20 protein-coding genes are annotated in these 20,256 nt (G+C 69.7%); 7 read left to right on the top strand and 13 right to left on the bottom strand.

All coding sequences use genetic code 11. The features are described 5' to 3' along the window. Positions 1–230: 230 nt before the first annotated feature. Positions 231–1,985, bottom strand: coding sequence for a glutamine--tRNA ligase/YqeY domain fusion protein (locus tag NUG21_RS16555; RefSeq protein ID WP_263391426.1), 1,755 nt, complete (start codon positions 1,983–1,985; stop codon positions 231–233). Positions 1,986–2,193: 208 nt separating this feature from the next. Here NUG21_RS16555 and NUG21_RS16550 point away from each other — a divergent pair, with 208 nt between their 5' ends. Further along, complete coding sequence (locus NUG21_RS16550; RefSeq protein ID WP_017915895.1) at positions 2,194–2,421, top strand: putative signal transducing protein; 228 nt, start codon at positions 2,194–2,196, stop codon at positions 2,419–2,421. Positions 2,422–2,481: 60 nt separating this feature from the next. On the opposite strand, the gene NUG21_RS16545 is transcribed toward NUG21_RS16550, so the two are convergent. The 3 genes from NUG21_RS16545 to NUG21_RS16535 are packed head-to-tail and all read right to left on the bottom strand — an operon-like array spanning position 2,482 to position 5,581. Continuing rightward, positions 2,482–2,976 (bottom strand): response regulator, encoded by a 495-nt coding sequence (locus NUG21_RS16545; protein WP_242081710.1) that lies wholly within the window; start codon positions 2,974–2,976, stop codon positions 2,482–2,484. Then, positions 2,973–4,883, bottom strand: coding sequence for an ATP-binding protein (locus tag NUG21_RS16540; RefSeq protein WP_263391425.1), 1,911 nt, complete (start codon positions 4,881–4,883; stop codon positions 2,973–2,975). Before NUG21_RS16540 ends, NUG21_RS16545 begins: the two co-directional genes overlap by 4 nt. Beyond that, the gene (locus NUG21_RS16535; RefSeq protein ID WP_263391424.1) at positions 4,880–5,581 is read right to left on the bottom strand and encodes a helix-turn-helix transcriptional regulator; all 702 of its coding nucleotides are present in this window, start codon (positions 5,579–5,581) and stop codon (positions 4,880–4,882) included. The genes NUG21_RS16540 and NUG21_RS16535 overlap by 4 nt, the downstream gene beginning before the upstream one ends. A gap of 127 nt (positions 5,582–5,708) precedes the next feature. Between NUG21_RS16535 and NUG21_RS16530 the strand changes: the two genes are divergently transcribed. After that, positions 5,709–6,236, top strand: a complete 528-nt coding sequence (locus NUG21_RS16530; RefSeq protein ID WP_263391423.1) for an SgcJ/EcaC family oxidoreductase — start codon at positions 5,709–5,711, stop codon at positions 6,234–6,236. A 103-nt stretch (positions 6,237–6,339) separates the two neighbouring features. After that, positions 6,340–6,990, top strand: a complete 651-nt coding sequence (gene msrA / locus NUG21_RS16525) for a peptide-methionine (S)-S-oxide reductase MsrA (RefSeq protein ID WP_263391422.1) — start codon at positions 6,340–6,342, stop codon at positions 6,988–6,990. Here msrA and NUG21_RS16520 read toward each other — a convergent pair. The 9 genes from NUG21_RS16520 to ahpC all read right to left on the bottom strand — a co-directional run bounded on the left by NUG21_RS16520 (position 6,936) and on the right by ahpC (position 15,065). Further along, positions 6,936–7,490: a hypothetical protein gene (locus NUG21_RS16520; protein WP_263391421.1), complete on the bottom strand. Its 555-nt coding sequence runs from the start codon at positions 7,488–7,490 to the stop codon at positions 6,936–6,938. The genes msrA and NUG21_RS16520 overlap by 55 nt on opposite strands. 31 nt (positions 7,491–7,521) lie before the next feature. Further along, positions 7,522–7,671 (bottom strand): hypothetical protein, encoded by a 150-nt coding sequence (locus tag NUG21_RS16515; protein ID WP_263391420.1) that lies wholly within the window; start codon positions 7,669–7,671, stop codon positions 7,522–7,524. A gap of 111 nt (positions 7,672–7,782) precedes the next feature. Further along, complete coding sequence (locus NUG21_RS16510) at positions 7,783–9,009, bottom strand: hypothetical protein (protein ID WP_263391419.1); 1,227 nt, start codon at positions 9,007–9,009, stop codon at positions 7,783–7,785. Positions 9,010–9,199: 190 nt separating this feature from the next. Continuing rightward, positions 9,200–9,769 (bottom strand): type 1 glutamine amidotransferase family protein, encoded by a 570-nt coding sequence (locus NUG21_RS16505; protein ID WP_019797849.1) that lies wholly within the window; start codon positions 9,767–9,769, stop codon positions 9,200–9,202. Between the two features lie 309 nt (positions 9,770–10,078). Then, positions 10,079–11,047, bottom strand: a complete 969-nt coding sequence (gene tal / locus NUG21_RS16500; protein WP_242081706.1) for a transaldolase — start codon at positions 11,045–11,047, stop codon at positions 10,079–10,081. Between the two features lie 46 nt (positions 11,048–11,093). Next, a complete protein-coding gene (rnk, locus tag NUG21_RS16495; protein ID WP_263391418.1) occupies positions 11,094–11,525 on the bottom strand; it encodes a nucleoside diphosphate kinase regulator in 432 nt (143 codons plus the stop codon). A 114-nt stretch (positions 11,526–11,639) separates the two neighbouring features. Continuing rightward, the gene (locus tag NUG21_RS16490) at positions 11,640–12,593 is read right to left on the bottom strand and encodes a LysR substrate-binding domain-containing protein (RefSeq protein ID WP_184502369.1); all 954 of its coding nucleotides are present in this window, start codon (positions 12,591–12,593) and stop codon (positions 11,640–11,642) included. A 150-nt stretch (positions 12,594–12,743) separates the two neighbouring features. After that, on the bottom strand, positions 12,744–14,336 hold the full coding sequence (gene ahpF, locus NUG21_RS16485; protein ID WP_184502368.1) for an alkyl hydroperoxide reductase subunit F: 1,593 nt from the start codon (positions 14,334–14,336) through the stop codon (positions 12,744–12,746). Positions 14,337–14,498: 162 nt separating this feature from the next. Further along, complete coding sequence (gene ahpC / locus NUG21_RS16480; RefSeq protein WP_019795895.1) at positions 14,499–15,065, bottom strand: alkyl hydroperoxide reductase subunit C; 567 nt, start codon at positions 15,063–15,065, stop codon at positions 14,499–14,501. Positions 15,066–15,301: 236 nt separating this feature from the next. Between ahpC and prmC the strand changes: the two genes are divergently transcribed. The 4 genes from prmC to pip all read left to right on the top strand — a co-directional run bounded on the left by prmC (position 15,302) and on the right by pip (position 20,211). Beyond that, complete coding sequence (gene prmC, locus NUG21_RS16475; protein WP_263391417.1) at positions 15,302–16,135, top strand: peptide chain release factor N(5)-glutamine methyltransferase; 834 nt, start codon at positions 15,302–15,304, stop codon at positions 16,133–16,135. Positions 16,136–16,446: 311 nt separating this feature from the next. Continuing rightward, the gene (locus NUG21_RS16470) at positions 16,447–17,043 is read left to right on the top strand and encodes a hypothetical protein (protein WP_263391416.1); all 597 of its coding nucleotides are present in this window, start codon (positions 16,447–16,449) and stop codon (positions 17,041–17,043) included. Then, a complete protein-coding gene (locus NUG21_RS16465; RefSeq protein WP_019797910.1) occupies positions 17,040–19,148 on the top strand; it encodes a Tle-like phospholipase domain-containing protein in 2,109 nt (702 codons plus the stop codon). The genes NUG21_RS16470 and NUG21_RS16465 overlap by 4 nt, the downstream gene beginning before the upstream one ends. Before the next feature lie 121 nt (positions 19,149–19,269). Next, the gene (gene pip, locus NUG21_RS16460; protein ID WP_184502365.1) at positions 19,270–20,211 is read left to right on the top strand and encodes a prolyl aminopeptidase; all 942 of its coding nucleotides are present in this window, start codon (positions 19,270–19,272) and stop codon (positions 20,209–20,211) included. The last annotated feature ends 45 nt before the right edge of the window (positions 20,212–20,256 follow it).

Genomic DNA, 20,256 nt, shown 5'->3' with positions numbered 1-20,256 from the left:
CAGCCCGATGGCGCGCTGTCGTCGTAGGAGCGGCTTCAGCCGCGCCCCTGGTTCCTGGTAAGGCCCGTCGCGGCTGAAGCCGCTCCTACGGACGCCTGGAGCGTTTCATCGCGGTGTACCAGCGATGCGGTGCGGAGACCAGACGCCGGATCGGCCGGCGCTGGCCCACGCGGCGCGCTGGCGCGTGCGGCCGCGAGGGCCGCAGCCCGTACTGTCTCAGGCGCCCTGCGTCAGGCGCCGCCCTGGCCGCCGCTCCAGGTGTCGCGCAGGGTCACGCTGCGGTTGAACACCGGCGCGTCGGCGCGGTGGTCGTAGCGGTCGGCGACGAAATAGCCGGTGCGCTCGAACTGGAACGCCTGCTCCGGCGCGGCCTGGGCGGCGGCGGGTTCGACGTAGCCGCGCACGCTGCGCTTGGAGGCGGGATTGAGATAATCGCGGTAGGTCTTGCCGTCGGACTCGTCGTCGGGCTTCTCCACCGAGAACAGGCGGTCGTACAGGCGGATCTCCGCCTCCACCGCGTGCGCGGCGCTGACCCAGTGGATGGTGCCCTTGACCTTGCGGTTGGCGCCTTCCATGCCCGGGCGCGATTCCGGGTCGAGCCAGCCGCGCAGTTCCACGATCTCGCCGGCGTCGTTCTTGATCACTTCGTCGACGCGGGCGATGCCGGCGCCGCGCAGGCGCACTTCGCCGCCCGGCACCAGGCGCTTCCAGCCCTTGGGCGGGACTTCGGCGAAATCCTCGCGCTCGATCCACAGTTCGCGCGAGAACGGCACCTCGCGCGTGCCGAAGCTGTCGTCCTTGGGGTGATTGGAGAAGGTCAACGTCTCGCGGTGGCCGTCCGGCAGGTTGCTCAGCACCAGCTTCAGCGGCTCGATCACCGCCATGCGCCGCGCGGCATGCGCGTCCAGGTCTTCGCGCAGGCAGCCTTCCAGCACCGAGAAGTCGATCACCGAGTTCTGCTTGCTGATGCCGACGCGATCGACCAGCAGGCGCAGCGCGGCCGGCGTGTAGCCGCGGCGGCGCAGGCCCTGCAGGGTGTACATGCGCGGGTCGTCCCAGCCGTCGACCAGGCCTTCGGCGACGAGCTGGGTCAGCTTGCGCTTGCTCATCACCGTGTAGTTGATGTTGAGCCGCGAGAACTCGATCTGCCGCGGCTTGGCCGCCTCGCGCGGCAGGCCCTTGTCCAGCAGCGGCTGCAGCAGCTCCGGGTGGCCGGCCAGGTCGACCTTGTCCACGCACCAGTCGTACAGCGGGCGGTGGTCCTCGAACTCCAGCGTGCACAGCGAGTGGGTGATGCCTTCCACGGCATCGCCCAGCGAATGCGCGAAGTCGTACATCGGGTAGATCGGCCAGGCGTTGCCGGTGTTCTGGTGCTCGACGTGCTTGATCCGGTACAGCGCCGGGTCGCGCAGGTTGATGTTGCCGCTGCTCATCTCGATCTTGGCGCGCAGGGTGCGCGCGCCGTCCGGGAACTCGCCCGCGCGCATGCGCCGGAACAGGTCCAGGTTCTCCTCGACGCTGCGGGTGCGGTACGGCGAGTCGCGGCCCGGCTCGGTGAGGGTGCCGCGGTACTCGCGCACCTGCTCGGCGGAGAGGTCGCAGACGAACGCGTGGCCGTCGCGGATCAGCTTTTCGGCGGCCAGGTAGTACACCTCGAAATAGTCCGAGGCGTGGCGCAGCTCGGCCCAGTCGAAGCCCAGCCAGCGCACGTCGTCCTGGATCGCGGCGACGAATTCGGGGTCTTCCTTGGCCGGATTGGTGTCGTCGAAGCGCAGGTTGCAGCGCCCGGCGAACTCGGCGGCGATGCCGAAGTCCAGGCAGATCGCCTTGGCGTGGCCGATGTGCAGATAGCCGTTGGGCTCGGGCGGGAAGCGGGTGCGGATGGCCGTGTGCTTGCCGCTGGCCAGGTCCTCGCGGACGATCTGGCGGATGAAGTCTTTCTTCTCGGCCGGGGCGGAGGCATCGGTGGCGGGGGTGTCGGACATGCGCGCTTTGGAGAATAAGTAAAGCGCAAGTTTAGCCGAGCTGGCCGGCGGCCGCCCCGGCGCGTAGGCTGCCGCTTGGCTCAGCTGCGAGATCCCGCCATGTCCTTGTCCTGCTTCGTCGTCGGCGATCGGCTCCGGCCCACGCGGCCGCAGCGCGCCTGGCGTGCCCACGCCGCCGCCGTCGGCGTACCCGGCTGAGGGGCCGACCATGCAGATCGCCTACCGCGCCCAGCACCTGATCGATGCGCACCTGGCCAAGCACGCGCTGGAGGACGCCGGCATCACCGCCTTCGTGTTCGGCGAGGCCCTGCTCGGTGGCGCCGGCGAACTGCCGTTCGGCGTGGTGCAGGTCTGCGTGGCCGACGAACTGCTGGAAAAGGCGCAGGAAGTGCTGATGGCATTGGGCCTGGGCGGGCAGGTGACGCGGGCGATGTAGGTGTGGGGCGGGGATTGGGGAGTCGGGATTGGGGATTCGTAACGGCAAGCACTCCCGCTTCTACGAATCCCCAATCCCTAATCCCGAATCTCCGCCCCTCGTCGACCAGCCCGGCGGCGCGGCATCGGCCACGGCGAGGGCGCGCAGGCGCTTGAACAGCACCACGGTCTCGGCCACGTTCCAGACCCGCAGGGCCACCTCGAAGGTGTCCAGCGGCTTGGTCAGGAAATCCTTGGCGCCCAGGCCGAGGGCGCGGTGGCGGGCGCTGCGGCTGGGGTCGGCGGTGAGCACGATCACGGGCAGGAAGCTGGACGGGCCGGCCAGCCGCGCCAGTTGCTCCAGGATCGCGTAGCCGTCCAGTTCCGGCATCATCAGGTCGAGCAGGATCAGGTCCGGCGCGAATGCGGCGACCAGGCCCAGCACCCGCTGCGGGTCGGTGGTCGCCACCACCTGGCGGAAGCCCTCGCGCTGCAGCAGTTCCTCCAGCAGGCGGACGTTGGCCGGTTCGTCGTCGACGATCAGGATGCGCGCGGCGAGGACATCGTTGCGGGTCATGCGAGGTGCCGGTCCAGAATGGAAAAGAAGTCGGCCACGTCCAGCGGCTTGGTCAGATAGGCACGCACGGGGTCGCCCTGCACGCGTGCCAGCGTGGTCGCGGTGGCATCGGCGCTGATCACCACCACCGGGATGGCGGCGGTGTGCGGTTGCGCGCGCAGCGCCTGCAGCAGGTCCTCGCCGTTGCCGTCGCTCAGGTGCAGGTCGAGCAGGATCAGGTCGGGCGTGGCGTGCTGCAGATGCGCGTGCGCCTGCGCCAGGCTGGCGGCCTCGTGCAGGCGCCAGTGCGGGCGGCGTTCGACCAGGGTGCGGATCAGCGCCTGGTTGGACGGGTTGTCCTCCACGCTGAGCAACTGGCGCTGGGCTACGCCCGTCGCCGCCGTCGCTACCGTCGGATCCGGTAACGGCGCCGGCTGCGGTCGGTCCAGCGGTAGCGCGACCGTGAACCGCGATCCGTCCGGGCCGCTGTCCACGGCGATACGTCCACCCATCGCCTCGGTCAGGCGCTTGCTCAGCGCCAGGCCCAGGCCGGTGCCCTCGATCGCCGAGCGCTCGGCGCCGAGCCGCTCGAACGGGGTGAACAGCCGCTGCACCTGCGCCGGCGTCAGGCCATGGCCCTGGTCGTGCACGGCCACGGCCAGGGACTGGCCTTCGGGCACGGCGCTCACCCACACCGCGCCACCCGGGCGGTTGAACTTGATCGCGTTGGACAGCAGGTTGATCAGCACCTGGCGCAGCCGCTGCGGATCGGCGCGCACGGTCCATTCCGGCGGCAGCTGCGGCGGCCGCAGCACGATGCCGCGCGCCTGCGCTTCCGGCGCGACCAGGCCCAGCGCCTCCTCCAGCGCGGTGCGCACCGGCACCGGCCGCGGGCTCAGGTCGAGTTGATCGGCCTCGATGCGGGCAATGTCGAGCAGTTCGGTGATCAGCCCCAGCAGGTGCCGGCCGGCGCCGAGGATGTGCTGCAGGTGATCGCGCTGCGCCGCGCCCGGCAGGTCCATCTCCAGCACCTGCGCATAGCCGAGGATGGCGTTGAGCGGGGTGCGCAGTTCGTGGCTGCTGCGCGAGAGGAATTCGGTCTTGGCGCGGTTGGCGCTCTCGGCCTCGCGGCGCGCCGACTGCGCTTCCTCGGCGCGCGCGGCGAGCAGGGTGCTGGCCTGCTGCAGGCGTTGCGCCACCTGGCCCAGTTCGTCGCCGGCCGGCGGCTGCGGCGCCAATGGCCGGCCGTCGCCGAGGCGGTCGGCGTTGGCCGAGAGTTGGCGCAGGCGCCGCGACAGCGACGAGGCGAACCAGGCCACCGCCAGCACCGCGCCGAGCCCGCCCAGCATCGCCGCGCACAGGGTGATCAGCAGGTTGCGCTGGCGCAGCGCCTGCGCCTTGGCGGTGCGCACCTGCAGCTGCGCGGTCTCGTAGTTGCGCAGCTCGCGCAGTTCCGCGCGCAGGATGTCGAGGGTGACCTTGCCTTCGCGCAACTGGCGGATCTCTTCCTCGCGGCTCAGGTCCGGCGCCAGCAGCCGCCGCCAGCCCTGCATCTTCTCCTCGAACAGCGGCTGGATGCGGGCGAAGCGCTGCGCCTGGCGCGGGTCGGTGATGCGTTGCGACAGGCGTTGCACCACGGTCTTCAGCCGCGGCTCGGCGTCGCGGTACGGGGTCAGGAACGCGTCCTGACGCACCAGCCGGTAGCCGCGCACGCCGGCGGCGGTCTCGGCCAGCAGCGCATGCGCCTCATGCAAGTCGCTGAGCAGCTGCAGGGTGCGGCGCACGTCGTTCTCGGCTGCGATGTTCTGCCGTTCGACGCTGTAGATCGCCACCAGCGCCGCCACCAGCAGCAACAGCGGCAACGCCACCAGCGCCAGGCTCTTGCGGGTCAGCGGCCAGTCGTTCCAGCGTCGCGCCAGCGCCCTCACAGCGCCACCCCCGCCTGCACCGCGACCACTGCGGCCTGGGTGCGGTCGGCCACCTGCAGCTTGTGCAGGATGCGCTCGACGTGGACCTTGGCGGTGCCGGCGCTGATGCCCAGTTCGGCGCCGAGCGCGGCATTGGTGAGGCCGCGCGACAGCAGCGCCAGCACCTGTCGCTCGCGCGCGCTGAGCACGGCCAGGCGGTCGGCCTGCGCCGGCTTGCGCCGCCGCGGCGCACGCGGCGGTTCGGCGGCCAGCGGCGCCAGCAGCGCGGCGATCGCAGACAGGGCCTGCACGTCCTCCGGCGCCGGCACGGTGCGCGTGTTCCAGCCCAGGCACAGCGTGCCCAGCGGCACGCCCAGTGCGGCGATCGGCAGGCACAGTTCGCTGGCCTCGGCGGCGGCCTCGCCGCGCAGGCGCCAGGCATGGACCGGGGCCTCGACGGCGACGCTGGCGCCGGGTGGCAGCGCATCGCCCTGGCTGGCCAGCACCAGGCAGCGCGCGCCGCGCAGGGCCAGCACCGCGGCGTGCGGTGCCGCCACCAGGGCACTGGCCGGCACGAGTGCGTGCGCGGCGGCCTGCGCGGCGTCGCCGGCCTCGCGCAGTGCCGCGGCGGCGGCGGCCACGGCCTGCCAGCGCGCGGCGTCGGCGGCGTCGCGGCGCAGCGCTTCACGCCACTGGCCTGCATTGGAAGGAGGGTGCACGGGCGCGTCTCCGGTATGCCGAACGGCATATTCGAGGATATGCCGCCCGGCGGATGTTCCGCAAGCCGCGGCTGCCAATACTCGCTTCGCCCCGAGACGGCATCCCCTCAGCACACGGAGACTTCCCATGCGTCGCATCCTGTTCGCCCTGGCACTGTGCCTGACCACCACCTCCACCGCGCTGGCCGCGCCGGCGATGCACTACGACGGCCAACCGGCGATGCCGGCCAGCAGCGCCGAACGCGAGATCGCCGGCCTGTTCGACCGCTGGAACGCGGCGCTGGCCACCGGCAATCCGCAGCGCGTGGCCGACCTGTACGCCCGCGACGGCGTGCTGCTGCCCACCGTGTCCAACCAGGTCCGCGCCAGCCGCGCCGAGATCGAGGACTACTTCAGCCACTTCCTTGCCGCCAAGCCGCGCGGTGCCATCAACTACCGCCAGGTGCGGCTGCTCGACGACGACAGCGCGGTCGATGCCGGCGTCTACACCTTCACCCTGAACAATCCCGACGGCAGCACCCGCCAGGTGCAGGCGCGCTACACCTTCGTCTACGAAAAGCGCGACGGGCGCTGGCTGATCATCAACCACCACAGCTCGGCGATGCCGGAGCCGGTCGCCACGGCCACCGCCACTGCCACTGCCGCGGCGAAATGAGCGGCGCGCCCGGCGCCGCCGCCGCGGTGGCCGGGCGCACTTGAAAGCGGACGCCGGCAGCGCCATCCACATGACATCGCCGTCGCTGCCAGGAGTCCGTGCCATGTTGGGAATCGGTGCCTTCAAGCAGCGCCTGCCGCGCCCGGGCGAGAGCCTGCCGGGACGCGCGCAGCCGCTGCCGCTGCACAACCGTCACTTCGTCAACGGCCATCCGTTGCGCGACGCCTTCGCCGGCCTGGAGCAGGTGCAGTTCGGCCTGGGTTGCTTTTGGGGCGCCGAACGCAAGTTCTGGTCGCTGCCGGGCGTGTTCAGCACCGCGGTCGGCTACGCCGGCGGCGAGACGCCCAATGCCACCTATCGCGAGGTCTGCTCCGGCCAGACCGGCCACACCGAGGCGGTGCTGGTGGCGTTCGATCCGCAGACCGTGCGCTTCGAGCAGTTGCTGCAGACCTTCTGGGAAAGCCACGATCCGACCCAGGGCATGCGCCAGGGCAACGACACCGGCACCCAGTACCGCTCGGCGATCTATTGCACCACCCAGGCGCAGTACGAGGCCGCGCTGGCCAGCCGCGATGCCTACCAGCAGCGCCTGGACGCCGCCGGCTATGGCCCCATCACCACCGATATCCGCTTCCCGGCGCCGCCGTTCTACTACGCCGAGGACGAGCACCAGCAGTACTTGGCCAAGAACCCGGGCGGCTACTGCGGCCTGGGAGGGACCGGGGTGAGTTGCCCGATCGGGCTGGAGGCCTGAGCCTCGACGCGCAGGTTGCGCCGCGGCCCACCCGCGCTTGGCTGCGGCGCGCCTGCACGCTTCCTGCGCGCTCCCGTCCGCCCTTTGGTGGCCGGGAGCGGCTGAAGCCTAGGGTATCTGCGATCGAAGTCGCTGGTGAGCCGGTAAGCGGCCTCCGCACACGCAGAGAGCCAGGCCAGGATGGGGGTCGATAGCACCATCGCCAGCGCAATCCCACCGGCACTTTCGTTGGATGGCTCAAAGAGATGGAAGGCGGCCGGCGCAAGCAGCCAAGGCACGAATGCGGCCACGTACAGCGCAATGGCCCCTTTTCGATAGCTCCTGGCCGATCTCCAGATCCCTTTGGGTACGAAGCGCGCCTTGTCGTCCGACAGGCCAATCATGCCTTTGGCCATCTTGCAGTACGCCAGGACCCGCGCTGCATTGCTGCGTTCCAACGCGACTCTGATCTCGTCGGCGTCGAGGTTGCCCCCGATCGCGTTGCCGACCGCGATCTGCAAGGCGGCCGCATCCGCATGTCGCCAGGCGCCGTCAAGGGACAGTGCGTACAGGCGTTGCGTACGTTTCACCGAGCCCGAGAAAGCCGGTCCTCCACTTGAGGAAGAACATGGGAAGCGCGCCAGCGGCGGCGATGACGCCGGCGATATGGCTGTAGCGACCTGCGAACTCGGCGAGTGACATGCTGCGGCTCCGGACTGGACTCGGACGCATCAAGCCAAAGCAGCCTCTCAAGGAGCGAGACTGCACCTCGATGGGCGCGGCGACAGCGTGCGTCTTGCCGACGCCATCCGCTTACTTGGCGCTACCCGCGCTGCCCTTGCCGGCGGCGGGCCGCAGCCGCGCCGCGTAGCCGGAAAGCTGCAGCGCCTTGCGCGGCGGCAGGTCGGCCGTGAGCCGTGCGATCGCCGCATCGCCGTCGCGGCTGCGGCCGAGCGCATAGTCGGTCCGTGCCAGTTCCAGCGTGGCGCGCTGGCGTACTGTCAGGTTGCCGAACGGGTCGAAGAAGGAGTCCACGCGCGTGCGGTCCTGCACCCCGGTCCAGCCGAACTCCAGCTCGGCCCGCGTCTCTTCGGCGAGCCGTGCGTAGCGCCGCCGCGCCTCGGCCGGTGCGAGCTGGCCGCTCAGCAGCGCCAGGCGGGTCCGCAACAGCGCCGTTTCTGAGGCCGATGCGTCGGCGGCGTACGCATCCAGGACGCGGCGCATCCACGCCCAGTCGACGTTGCCGGTGTCGGCCTGGGTGCCGAGCAGGTTGAAGGCGAGGATCGCCGCGCGCTGCGTCGCGGTGGTGGCGCGCTCGACCGCGTCCGCCGTCGGGCGCCCCAGCGTCGACGGCTTGACCAGCGCAATCGCCGGATCGTGCGCGAGGATCGCTTCCAGGTCCGGCTTGTGGAAATAGCCGACCACGACCAGCACCGTCTTGCCCGGGTGCGCCAGCGCCGCGGCGTGGATGCGTTGGGCCTGCAGGAAGGTGCGGTACAGGTACAGCCGCCGCGGCAGGTCCTGGTCGGCACGGGGCGCCGGCGTCTGCGCCCACTTCTGCACCGCGGCCACGTTCTCGGCCGCATCCGCGGCAAAGAAGTCGCGCTGCAGGGCGGCCTTGTCGGGGAACGACAAGAAGCCCTGGAAACCCTGTTCGCGGCGCAGTTCCAGCGGGGTGTCCAGGTCCACGCCGAAGCCGAGCTTGGCGTCCTCCACCGGCGGCATCCAGTCGATCGGACAGAGGGCGACGGGATGCGCCGCAGCGTACGGCAGGATCACCCCCTGCACCTCGTAGGTGTACTCGTAATAGTCGCCGCGTGCCGCCTGCTCCGGCGGACGCTCCAGGCAGATCGCGTCCGGCGCGAGGTGCTCCAGGAACGCGGCGAGCACGCCCGGCTGGTCGCGCTCGGAGACCAGTTGCGCGGCGTGCTCCACGCCCAGGATCGCGACCCGGGTCGGTGCCGGCGTGGCGGCCATGCCGGTGGCGCTGGCGGCGGCAAGCGCCTGCAAAAACACACAACGCGCCATCCATCCGCGCATGCACTCTCTCCTGTCGAAGCCGTGGAAGCACCCTGCCGGCGCGCGGGTGTGCGTAACCGCCGTTACGTCATGCCCGGCCACGATCGACCGCGACGCCGCGCGCAGCCGCCGATGGCGGACTGCAGGGTGTGGCGACAAGTGTAGTCATGCTGCGCCGCCGCCGTCTGCATGACAGGTGGCACTGGTCGCGCTAGACGAACTCGGCCGCGAACATCTGCCGCATCTGCGCGATCTGCTCCTCGCGTTCGGGGTGCAGCAGGCGCAGGCATGCCTCGGCGAAGCTGACCGGGCTGGTGCCGGGGGCGGTGATCAGGCCGTCGGCGCTGACCACGCGGCGTTCCTGGTAGTGCGCGCTGCCGGCATAGACAGTGGCGTGCTCGCGCAGGAAGGCTTCGGAGTTGCTGGTGTGCGGACGGGTATCGAGCAGGCCGGCGTAGGCCAGCGCCAGGGTCGCGCCGCAGATCGCCGCCACGCCGCGACCGGCCTCCAGGCGCTGCTGCAGCAACGCGCTCAGGCCCGGAATCTCGCCGGCCTGCCAGCGGTCGCTGCCGGGCAGCAGCCACAGGTCCGCGTCCAACGGCGCCAGATCCGACAGGGCATAGGTGGGGTGCAGGTTCAGTCCGCCGATCGAGGTGATGGGCTTGCCGTCGATGCTGGCGATCTGCAGTGTGTCGCCGAACCAGGCCCGCGCCGCCGGCAGGATGGTGCCGATCTCCCAGTCTGCCACGCCGTCCACCATCACCACTGCGATCGTTGCCATTGCCTTGCCTCTGCACTCGGGCGCGCAGCATAGCCCGGGAAAAGTTGCGGCTGCGCCAACGCGATGTCGAAAGCGCCGTGGGTGATAGGTGCTGCGCCTGCGCCTGTTTGCCGTGTTCCGCGTCGTTGCCGATGCGGCGTCGCGCCGCGCAGCGGCCTGCACCGACGGCAGCGGATCGAACGACGAACAGGCCGCGCGGCGGACACCCCCTCGCCCATCCCCCATTCCCCATTCGCGGTTTCCCGCACAAACAAAGAGCGGCGTCGCCGCCGCTCTTCGGATGCCGCAAGGCGAGCGCCGCTCAGCCGATCAGCCGATCAGCTTGTGCCGGATCGTGTCGCGCAGGCTCTGCAGGTCCTTGGCGAAAGTGTCGATGCCGCCGGCCAGCTTCTCGGTGGCCATCGGGTCGGCGGCCAAGTCGGCAGCGAAGCGCTTGGCGTCGATCGGTTCCACCTTGGCGCCATCGGCCTGGCCGGGCGAGAGCTTGCGCGGCAGCGGGCCGTGGTCGGCGTCGAGCTTCTCCAGCAGGTCCGGCGAGATGGTCAGGCGATCGCAGCCGGCCAGCGCCTCGATCTGCGCGGTGGAGCGGAACGAGGCGCCCATCACCACGGTCGCCGAGCCGCGGCGCTTGAACTCGTCGTACACGCCGCGCACGAACTGCACGCCCGGGTCTTCGTCGATGGTCGCCGGGGTCTGGCCCTTGGCCACGTACCAGTCGAGGATGCGGCCGACGAACGGCGAGATCAGGAAGACCCCGGCCTCGGCGCAGGCCAGGGCCTGGGTGCGGTTGAAGATCAGGGTCAGGTTGCAGTCGATGCCGTCCTTCTGCAGCTGCCGCGCCGCCTCGATGCCTTCCCAGGTCGCGGCGACCTTGATCAGGATGCGGTCCTTGGGGATGCCGCGTTCGGCGTACATGGCGATGAACTTGTGCGCCTTGGCGATGGTGGCGGCGGTGTCGTGGGCCAGGTCGGCGTCCACTTCGGTGGACACGCGGCCGGGTACCAGCGCGCTGAGCTTGGCGCCGACGCCGATGGTCAGGCGGTCGGCGATCTCGTCGACCAGGGCGGCGTGGTCGCCGTCCTGGCCGCGCGCCCAGGCCAGCGCCTCGTCGATCAGGTCGGCATAGACCGGCAGGTCCAGCGCCTTCTTCACCAGGGTCGGGTTGGTGGTGCAGTCCACCGGCTTGAGCCGCTTGATCGCGTCGTAGTCGCCGGTATCGGCCACGACCACGGACAACTCGCGCAACTGGGCGAGCTTGGAGGGGGCGGAAGAGGTCATCGGTATCTCTCGGGAACGAGTGGGAACAAGGATAGGGCCGCGCACGTTAACGCGCTGCGCGCGCGTTGTCGTCGTCGGCGCGCTGCACCGCGGTCACGCGCAGGCGCAGCGGGCGTCCGCCGGGCGCCTGCCAGTCGATGGACTGGCCCACGGCCAGGCCGAGCAGGGCGCTGCCGACCGGGGCCAGCACCGAGATGCGCGCATGCGCGGCATCGGCTTCGTGCGGATAGACCAGGGTCAGGTGGTGGCGCTCGCCGTGCAGCTCGTCTTCGCATTCCACGCGCGAATGCATGGCGACGATGCCGGGAGGAAGTTGGTCCGGCGCCACGACGGTGGCGCGGTCGAGTTCTGCGCCCAGCGCGAGCGCGGCCGGGTGCTGGTGCAAGGCGGGGGAGTCGAGCAGGGCTTCCAGGCGCGCGAGGTCGCGGCTGGAGACGATCAACGAGGGCGGCAGGCCGCTGCGGTGTTGCGAAGTCATGGACAGGCTCCGGTTGGATGGCACAACGAACGGGGGCGGCACCGTGCCGCCCCCTGTCGCCATTGTGCAAGCAAGCCGGCGCCGATGCGACGCCGCGGCCCGGTCGGGCCCCGCTCAGGCCACCTGGCGCGGCGCCTGGCTCGGCAGCGGCGCCTGCGCCGGCAGCGTGAACAACGCTTCGGGCAGCGCGCCGAACAGGTGCGCCAGTTGCTGCAGGAACGCACCCATCGCCGAACTGCGCCGCCACAGCATGGCGATGCGCCGGCTCGGCCCGCCGTCGGGCGCGAACGACAGCAGCCGCAGGTTCGGCGGATTGGCCACCGGCGGCTGCACCGCCAGCAGCGGCAACAGGGTCACGCCGACGTTGGCGGCGACCATTTGCCGCAGCGTCTCCAGGCTGGTGGCCTGGAACTCGGCCTTCTCCAGCGCGCCGGACAGATGGCAGACGTCCAGCGCCTGGTCGCGCAGGCAGTGCCCGTCCTCGAGCAGCAGCAGGCGTTGCGCGTGCAGTTCCTCCAGGGTCAGCGGGGTCGGCCGCCGCGCCAGCGGATGCTGCTCGGGCACCGCCAGCACGAACGGTTCCTCGAACAGGAATTCGGCGTGCAACTGCTCGTCGTGCAGCGGCAGTGCCAGCAGCGCCGCGTCCAGCCGGCCCTCGCGCAGGCGGGTCAGCAGCACGTCGCTCTTCTCTTCGATCAGCAGCAGTTCCAGTTGCGGGAAGCGCTCGCGCACGCGCGGGATCACGTGCGGCAGCAGGTACGGGCCGAGTGTGGGGAAGATGCCCAGGCGCACGGTGCCGGCTTCCGGATCCTGGCTGCGCCGCGCCGCTTCCTTCATCTGCTCGATCTCGGCGACGATGCCGCGCGCGCGGCTGGCCGCCTCGCGCCCGGCCGGGGTCAGCATGACCTTGCGCGGGGCGCGTTCGACCAGAGGCACGCCCAGTTCGTCCTCGAGCTTCTTGATCTGCGTGGACAGCGTCGGCTGGCTGACGAAGCAGGCCGCGGCGGCGCGCCCGAAATGCTTGTGATCGGCCAGCGCCACCAGGTATTTCAGATCACGCAGGTTCATCGACGGGTTCCTCGGGACGCAGCGGCGGGAGGTGTCGCAGGATCACAGCATAGAGCGTCTGGCGCCGCTGACGGCGAGACAGATGGGCGTGCGCGTCGCAGGCCGTACGCCCGGGTCCCGCGCCGGCAGGGCGGCGCGGGACGGGGCGGATCAGGCCGCTTCGGCGACGCTGCCGCTGGCGACCGGTGCGCTGTGGCGGATCAGGTGGTCGAAGGCGCTCAGCGCCGCCTTGGAGCCTTCGCCCATGGCGATGATGATCTGCTTGTACGGCACCGTGGTCGCATCGCCGGCGGCGAACACGCCCGGCAGCGAGGTCTGGCCGCGGTCGTCGACCACGATCTCGCCGCGCGGCGACAGCGCCACCGTGCCCTGCAGCCACTCGGTGTTCGGCAGCAGCCCGATCTGCACGAAGATGCCTTCCAGCGCCAGACGATGCACATCGCCGCCGACGCGGTCCTTGTACACCAGGCCGGTGACCTTCTGGCCATCGCCCAGCACCTCGGTGCTCTGCGCGTTGACCAGGATGTCGACGTTGCCCAGGCTGCGCAGCTTGCGCTGCAGGACGTCGTCGGCGCGCAGCTTGCTGTCGAACTCGACCAGGGTCACGTGGCTGACGATGCCGGCCAGGTCGATCGCCGCTTCCACGCCGGAGTTGCCGCCGCCGATCACCGCCACGCGCTTGCCCTTGAACAGGGGGCCGTCGCAGTGCGGGCAGTAGGCCACGCCCTTGTTGCGGTACTGGTCTTCGCCGGGTACGTTCATCTGCCGCCAGCGCGCGCCGGTGGACAGGATCACCGTGCGGCTCTTCAGCGAGGCGCCGTTGGCCAGCTTGACCTCGACCAGGCCGTCGGCACCGGCCGGCACCAGCTGTTCGGCGCGCTGCAGGTTCATGATGTCCACGTCGTACTGGCGCACGTGCTGCTCCAGCGCCGCGGCCATCTTCGGGCCTTCGGTCTCCTGCACGGAGATGAAGTTCTCGATCGCCATGGTGTCCAGCACCTGGCCGCCGAAGCGCTCGGCCGCCACGCCGGTGCGGATGCCCTTGCGCGCGGCGTAGATCGCCGCCGCCGCGCCGGCCGGGCCGCCGCCGACCACCAGCACGTCGAACGGGGCCTTGGCCGCGATCGCCGCCGCGTCGCGCTTGGCCGCGCCGGTGTCGAGCTTGGCCACGATCTGCTCCAGGGTCATGCGGCCCTGGTCGAAGACTTCGCCGTTGAGGTAGACGGTGGGCACCGACATGATCTGCCGCGCCTCGACCTCGTCCTGGAACAGTGCGCCGTCGATGGCCACGTGCTGGATGTTCGGGTTCAGCACCGCGGCCAGGTTCAGCGCCTGCACCACGTCCGGGCAGTTCTGGCAGGACAGCGAGAAATAGGTTTCGAAGCGGTATTCGCCGGGCAGGTTGCGCACCTGCTCGATCAGCTCGGCGGTGGCCTTGGACGGGTGGCCGCCGACCTGCAGCAGCGCCAGCACCAGCGAGGTGAACTCGTGGCCCATCGGCAGGCCGGCGAAGCGCAGGTGGATGTCGTGGCCGGGGCTGTTCAGCGCGAACGACGGGGCGCGCTCGCCGCTGTCGCGGTGCACGTCCAGGGTGATCTTGTCCGACAGCAGCACCAGATCCTCGAGCAGGTCGAGCATCTCGCGCGACTTGGCGCCATCGTCCACCGACGCGGTGATGTGGATGGGCCGGACGACCCGCTCCAGGTAGGCCTTCAACTGGGTTTTCAGATCGGCATCCAACATGGCGGACTCCTGACGTTGGGCAAAACGAGGGTGAGGCGAACTGCCAGGGCAGTGCGCCGCGAACAAGGGAGGAGGGATGAACCGCAGCCGGCGCCGGCGCGCGATGCCGGCTGCGGTTCACCCCCACCCCCGCCAGCAGGCGGAGATGGGAGCGAGGGCGGCTTAGATCTTGCCGACCAGGTCCAGCGACGGCTTCAGGCTCTTCTCGCCTTCCTTCCACTTGGCTGGGCACACCTCGCCCGGATGCGAGGCGACGAACTGCGCGGCCTTGAGCTTGCGCAGGGTCTCGGTGACGTCGCGCGCGATCGCATTGTCGTGGATCTCGAGGGTCTTGATCACGCCTTCCGGGTTGATCACGAAGGTGCCGCGCAGGGCCAGGCCTTCTTCCTCGATGTGCACGCCGAAGGCGCGGGTGAGCTGGTGGGTCGGGTCGCCGACCAGCGGGAACTGGGCCTTGCCCACCGCCGGCGAGGTCTCGTGCCACACCTTGTGCGAGAAATGGGTATCGGTGGTGACGATGTAGACCTCGGCGCCGATCTTCTGGAACTCGGCGTAATGCTCGGCGGCGTCTTCCACTTCGGTGGGGCAGTTGAAGGTGAAGGCGGCCGGCATGAAGATCAGCACCGACCACTTGCCCTTCAGGTCCGCGTCGGTGACTTCGATGAATTCGCCGTTGCGGTAGGCGTTGGCCTTGAACGGCTGGACCTGGGTGTTGATCAAAGACGACATGGAGTTTCCTCGTGGTTGCAATAGGGTCGGGGGATGGAACGAGGCTCATGATAGGGGGCGCCGATAGATCCCTCAAATCGATTGATGGAATTAAATAGATAGGTTTCCTCTATCGATTTCCAAGCCTGGCTCTTTGCTGCACTGCCGCACGATGGCGCCAGCCGCCCATGGCGCTTAGGCGTTGCTCTCTTCTACCACGTTGGCTTTTCCGCGCCCGCTGCGTCATCGTGACAGCGATGAATGCGCCTACCCCCGAGTCCCTGCTGCGCGCGGCCTGCCTCCAGGTCGAACGCGGCGACGCCGAAGCCTTGCTGCTGCACGCCCTGCAACGCGATCGCGCGTGGTTGTTCGCGCACGCCCGCGAGCCGCTGGCCGAGGCCGTGGTCGCTGGGTTCCAGGCGCTGCTGGCGCGGCGTGCGCAGGGCGAGCCGGTGGCCTACCTGACCGGCCGGCGCGGCTTCTGGACCCTGGACCTGGCGGTCGGGCCGGCCACGCTGATCCCGCGCGCGGACACCGAGCGGCTGGTGGAACTGGCGCTGGAGCGGCTGGATGCGGCGCCGGGCCGGCGTGTCGCCGACCTCGGCACCGGCAGCGGCGCCATCGCCCTGGCCCTGGCCAGCGAACGCCCGCAGGCGCAGGTGACGGCCACCGACCTCAGTGCAGCCGCCCTGGCGGTGGCGCAGGCCAATGCGCGCGCGCACGGCCTGGATAACGTCGCCTTCGTCCACGGCGCCTGGCTGGCACCGCTGGCCGGGCAGCGCTTCGACCTGATCGCCAGCAACCCGCCGTACATCGCCGCCGACGACCCGCACCTGCAGCAGGGCGACCTGCGCTACGAACCGGCCAGTGCGCTGGCGTCCGGTCCCGATGGCCTGGACGATCTGCGCCGGATCGTCGCAGACGCGCCGCCGCATCTGCTGCCCGGTGGCTGGCTGCTGCTGGAACACGGCTGGGACCAGGGCCCGGCCGTACGCGCGCTGCTGGAGGCGGCCGGCTTCGTGGAGGTGGCGACCCACCAGGACCTGGAAGCGCGCGATCGGGTCACGCTTGGGCAGTGGCTGGCGGCGTAAGCCTGCAGCCATCCCATGGGAATTCCGCACTGCGCTGCATCCGCCAGCCCGGGTGTCGGCGTGGCGCTATGCGTAGACAAAGCAGTCATCCGCCGGTTCGGCAACACCGTGCCGCATTCGCTGCGGGTCAGTGTGGAGCGCTCAGTCGCGCATTATTGAAGCGCCGCGCTCCCCGCCTGGCATTGAATATGGTTTGCGATGAGGTGCGGTGGCGCGACCGTCTTCCGTGGGCGCTGGAAGAGGCGGTCAGGCTGGAGCGCCGCGCTGCCAGCGCGTTGCCGTCCCTGACGGCTGCGGCGTAGAGTGCCCGCATGAAAACCCGAATTGCCCTGGCTGCATTCACCCTCTCCATAACCCTGACGGCAGGATGTTCCATGACACACGGCAGCCCGAAAGACCCCGCGAAGAATCCACACCCGGTCAAGCGCTACGAAGTCATCGCTACGTCGCAGGCTCCCGAACCGTGGGATTCGATCGCGGGTTACATCGGATATGACGTGGTCAACAAGAAATGCTTGCCGATGGACTCATTCCTCGGCCAGCAGGATGTCCCCAACATTGGCATCGACATTGAAATGGCTCGCGTGGACGACCACACGTGGAAAGGGTATTTCTACCGCGACGCCTTGCAGGACGAGGATTACTACAAGCTTGGCGTATGCCACTGGGACGTGACCAGTGTGGGCATCACGGCGGTCGCCACGGGAGTCAGGTTCAACTGGAGCCACACGTTGAATACCCTCCTGCGCGACGGCCTGCAGACGAGTTATTTCAAGAAGAGCTTGTACGGCGACCGCGCCGCCGCGCGCTATGGTGCGCAGACCCTGACTGCTGAAGACCCTGAAGTCTCGCAACATCCAGATGCGTACTTTCCCGTCACCGTCGTCGTCAAGGATGTCATCCCATGAGCCACATGGATCAGGTGCGCGCCGACGCGGCCAACGACGCCTATGTCAACCGCTCGCAGCGTGATGTCGAAACGTCGAAGGCCGTTTCCCTGGACGGCAAGGACTATACCGTCTTCGGTTATGCGAACGACCCGACGACCGGCTTTCACGCGACCGCCTATCAAAACGTGGCGGCGCCGCATGACGTCATCATCGCCTATCGCGGCACTGATCCAGCGCTGTTTTCGGGGGCGACCAGCGCGGAGAGGCGGGACCACGCGCTGACCACGCTGCAGGACATTGCTGTCGACGCCAAGATGGTGCGAGACAATGTCAATCCGCAAAAAGCCGCCGCCGATGCGTTCACCGCGGACATGCTCGCCAAGGCAGCCAGTCGCGGCATCCCCAGTGACCAGATCTCGGTTGCCGGCCATTCCCTCGGCGGGGCGCTGGCGGAACTCGAGGCGGCCAAGTACGGCCTGCGCGGCGCCACCTTCAACGGCTATGGCGCGGCGCAGCTGACCGATGGTCCGGCGCAACCGGGCTGCCAACTCACCAATTACCGCATGGCCGGCGATGTGGTGAGCGCGGCCAGCCCGCATATCGGCGAGGTAGTGTCGCTGGCCAGCCAGGACGACATCCAGAGCCTTCGCGCGGGGCGCTATCTGGATGCGCCGGCCGGCGCGCCGCCGCCCAACGTGCTAATCGCGATGCGCCTGGATGATCATGGCGGCCAACAGCACTTTGGCAGCCAGAGTCCGGAGAATATGCTGCAACCCGCCCGCTTCGCAGAGGCGGTGCAGCGCTCTGAGGAGCATGAAGCGGCCATTGCAGCTTTCCGCAGCGACGTATCGCAACACCGCGGGGAACTGTCGCTGGCGCTGCGGCAGATGCAAGCAGGCGATGGCCAGCGCCTGCTGCCTCCCGGAGTCCAGCGGCAAGTGAACGAATACCTGACCTTGCATGCCGATCAGCCTATCCGTGACCGGATCGAAGGCAGCGGTATCGTGCAGGGCGTGCAGCACGGCTTGCAATCCAGTGCCGATGCGGTGCGTTCCAGCGGCCGCTACGTGCAGGCATTGGACGAGCGCATAGCCGCGGTGGCGCGTGAGGGTGGCCGCTTTACCGCACCGTTCATCCCGGTTGCGCCGCTGGCTGGGCATGTGGTGGGCGAAGCCGCCCGCCTGCACGGCCGGGGTGCGGATGCGGCGGCACGTTGGGTAGGCGGTGGACTGGAATCGGCAAAAAGCGCCGTGGAGCGAGGCGCGCATGCGGCTGCCGACGCCGTGGTGGAACGCATCCATGATCCTCGCTTCCAGGCGGGCGTGGCCAACGTCGCCAATCACATCGTCAATGCCTACGATGGCGCGCGGGTTGCGGCGCAAGCCGCCACACAAACGTATCAGCTCGGCAAGCAGGCGGTCTCCGATGGGGTTGAGCGGGCCGAACGCGCGGTGACGCACACCTACGCCGCGACCAGACACGCGATCTCGCAAGCGGCGGACAGCGCCGCACGGGTCGGCACGCAGGCGTACGAAACCGCAAGACAGACCGCCACGCAGGGCATCGATGCGGCCAAGCACGCGGCGGGCCAGGCCTACGACACGCTGACCCATCCTGGGCAATGGTTCCAGCGCGGCACGCCGGCCCCTGCGTCCGCGCAGCCGCATCCGCAGACGCCTGCCGCGACGCATCCGCATGGCGCGTCGACGCCGCCGGCTTCCAGCGTCCAGGCGGCACCGTCGGCCGCACACGCAACCGATCGTGCGCAGAATCTCAACGCGCTGTCTGCGTCCGATCAGGCCATGTTCGCGCGTATCCGCAAGGACGTGCCGGCGCATATCGACGATGCGCACGTCGCGCAGGCGATGCTCGGCGCCAAGCAAGCCGGCATCGTGGGCGCGGACAAGATCGACCGGGTGCAGATGGCCGGCGACACGCTGTGGGTGTCCGGTACCACGCCTGGCTTTCGCGCCGCCACGGACGTGGCGCAGGCGGCTGCACCGATGCACGAGACAGTACAGCGGGCACAGGCGTTCAATCAGCAGCGTGAGCAGCACGTGGCCATGGAAGCGCAGCAGCGGCAGCAGGACGCGCACGGCAGAAGCGCGTCGGTTCTCGGTTAGTCCCGATCCCGCGTGACCGGTCGGCGCTGTGCCAGGCCCCTCCGCGGCCGGCCGTTTGCTGACCAGCGCCGCTGATCGTGGCGCGCATGGGTAGAATCGCGGTTTTCCCGCAGGAGGCGCCATGCGCACGCTGTATCCCGAGATCGAGCCGTTCGACAGCGGCATGTTGCCGGTGGACGCACGGCATACCCTGTCCTACGAACAGTGCGGCAATCCGCACGGCAAGCCGGTGGTGCTGCTGCATGGTGGTCCCGGCGGCGGCTGCAACGCCAAGATGCGCCGCTTCCACGACCCGGCCAAGTACCGCATCGTGCTGTTCGACCAGCGCGGTTCCGGCCGCTCCACGCCGCATGCCGACCTGGTCGACAACACCACCTGGGACCTGGTCGCCGACATCGAGCGGCTGCGCACGCACCTGGGCATCGAGCGCTGGCAGGTGTTCGGCGGCAGCTGGGGCTCGACCCTGGCGCTGGCCTACGCGCAGACGCATCCGCAGCGCGTCACCGAGCTGGTGCTGCGCGGCATCTTCATGCTGCGCCGCTGGGAACTGGAGTGGTTCTACCAGGAAGGCGCCAGCCGCCTGTTCCCCGATGCCTGGGAGCACTACGTCGCGGCGATCCCGCCGGTGGAGCGCGCCGACCTGATCTCGGCCTTCCACCGGCGCCTGACCAGCGACGACGAGGCCACCCGCCTGGCCGCGGCCAAGGCCTGGAGCGTGTGGGAAGGCGCGACCAGCTTCCTGCACGTGGATGCCGATTTCGTCGACAGCCACGAAGACCCGCACTTCGCGCTGGCGTTCGCGCGCATCGAGAACCACTACTTCGTCAACGGCGGCTTCTTCGAGGTCGAGGACCAGTTGCTGCGCGACGCGCACCGCATCGCCGACATCCCCGGGGTGATCGTGCACGGCCGCTACGACGTGGTGTGCCCGCTGGCCAACGCCTGGGACCTGGCCAAGGCCTGGCCGAAGGCGACGCTGCAGATCACGCCGGCGGCCGGCCATTCGGCGTTCGAGGCGGAGAACGTCGACGCGCTGGTGCGCGCCACCGACGGTTTCGCCTGAGTCCGCGCGCGCCTGCGCGGCGCGCTCACGCAGGGGGCGCCGTGC

It is taken from the genome of Xanthomonas sp. CFBP 8445, from assembly GCF_025666235.1.
In the GTDB taxonomy this organism is placed as follows: Bacteria; Pseudomonadota; Gammaproteobacteria; order Xanthomonadales; family Xanthomonadaceae; genus Xanthomonas_A; species Xanthomonas_A indica.
This window is presented reverse-complemented; position numbering and strand designations above follow the sequence as displayed.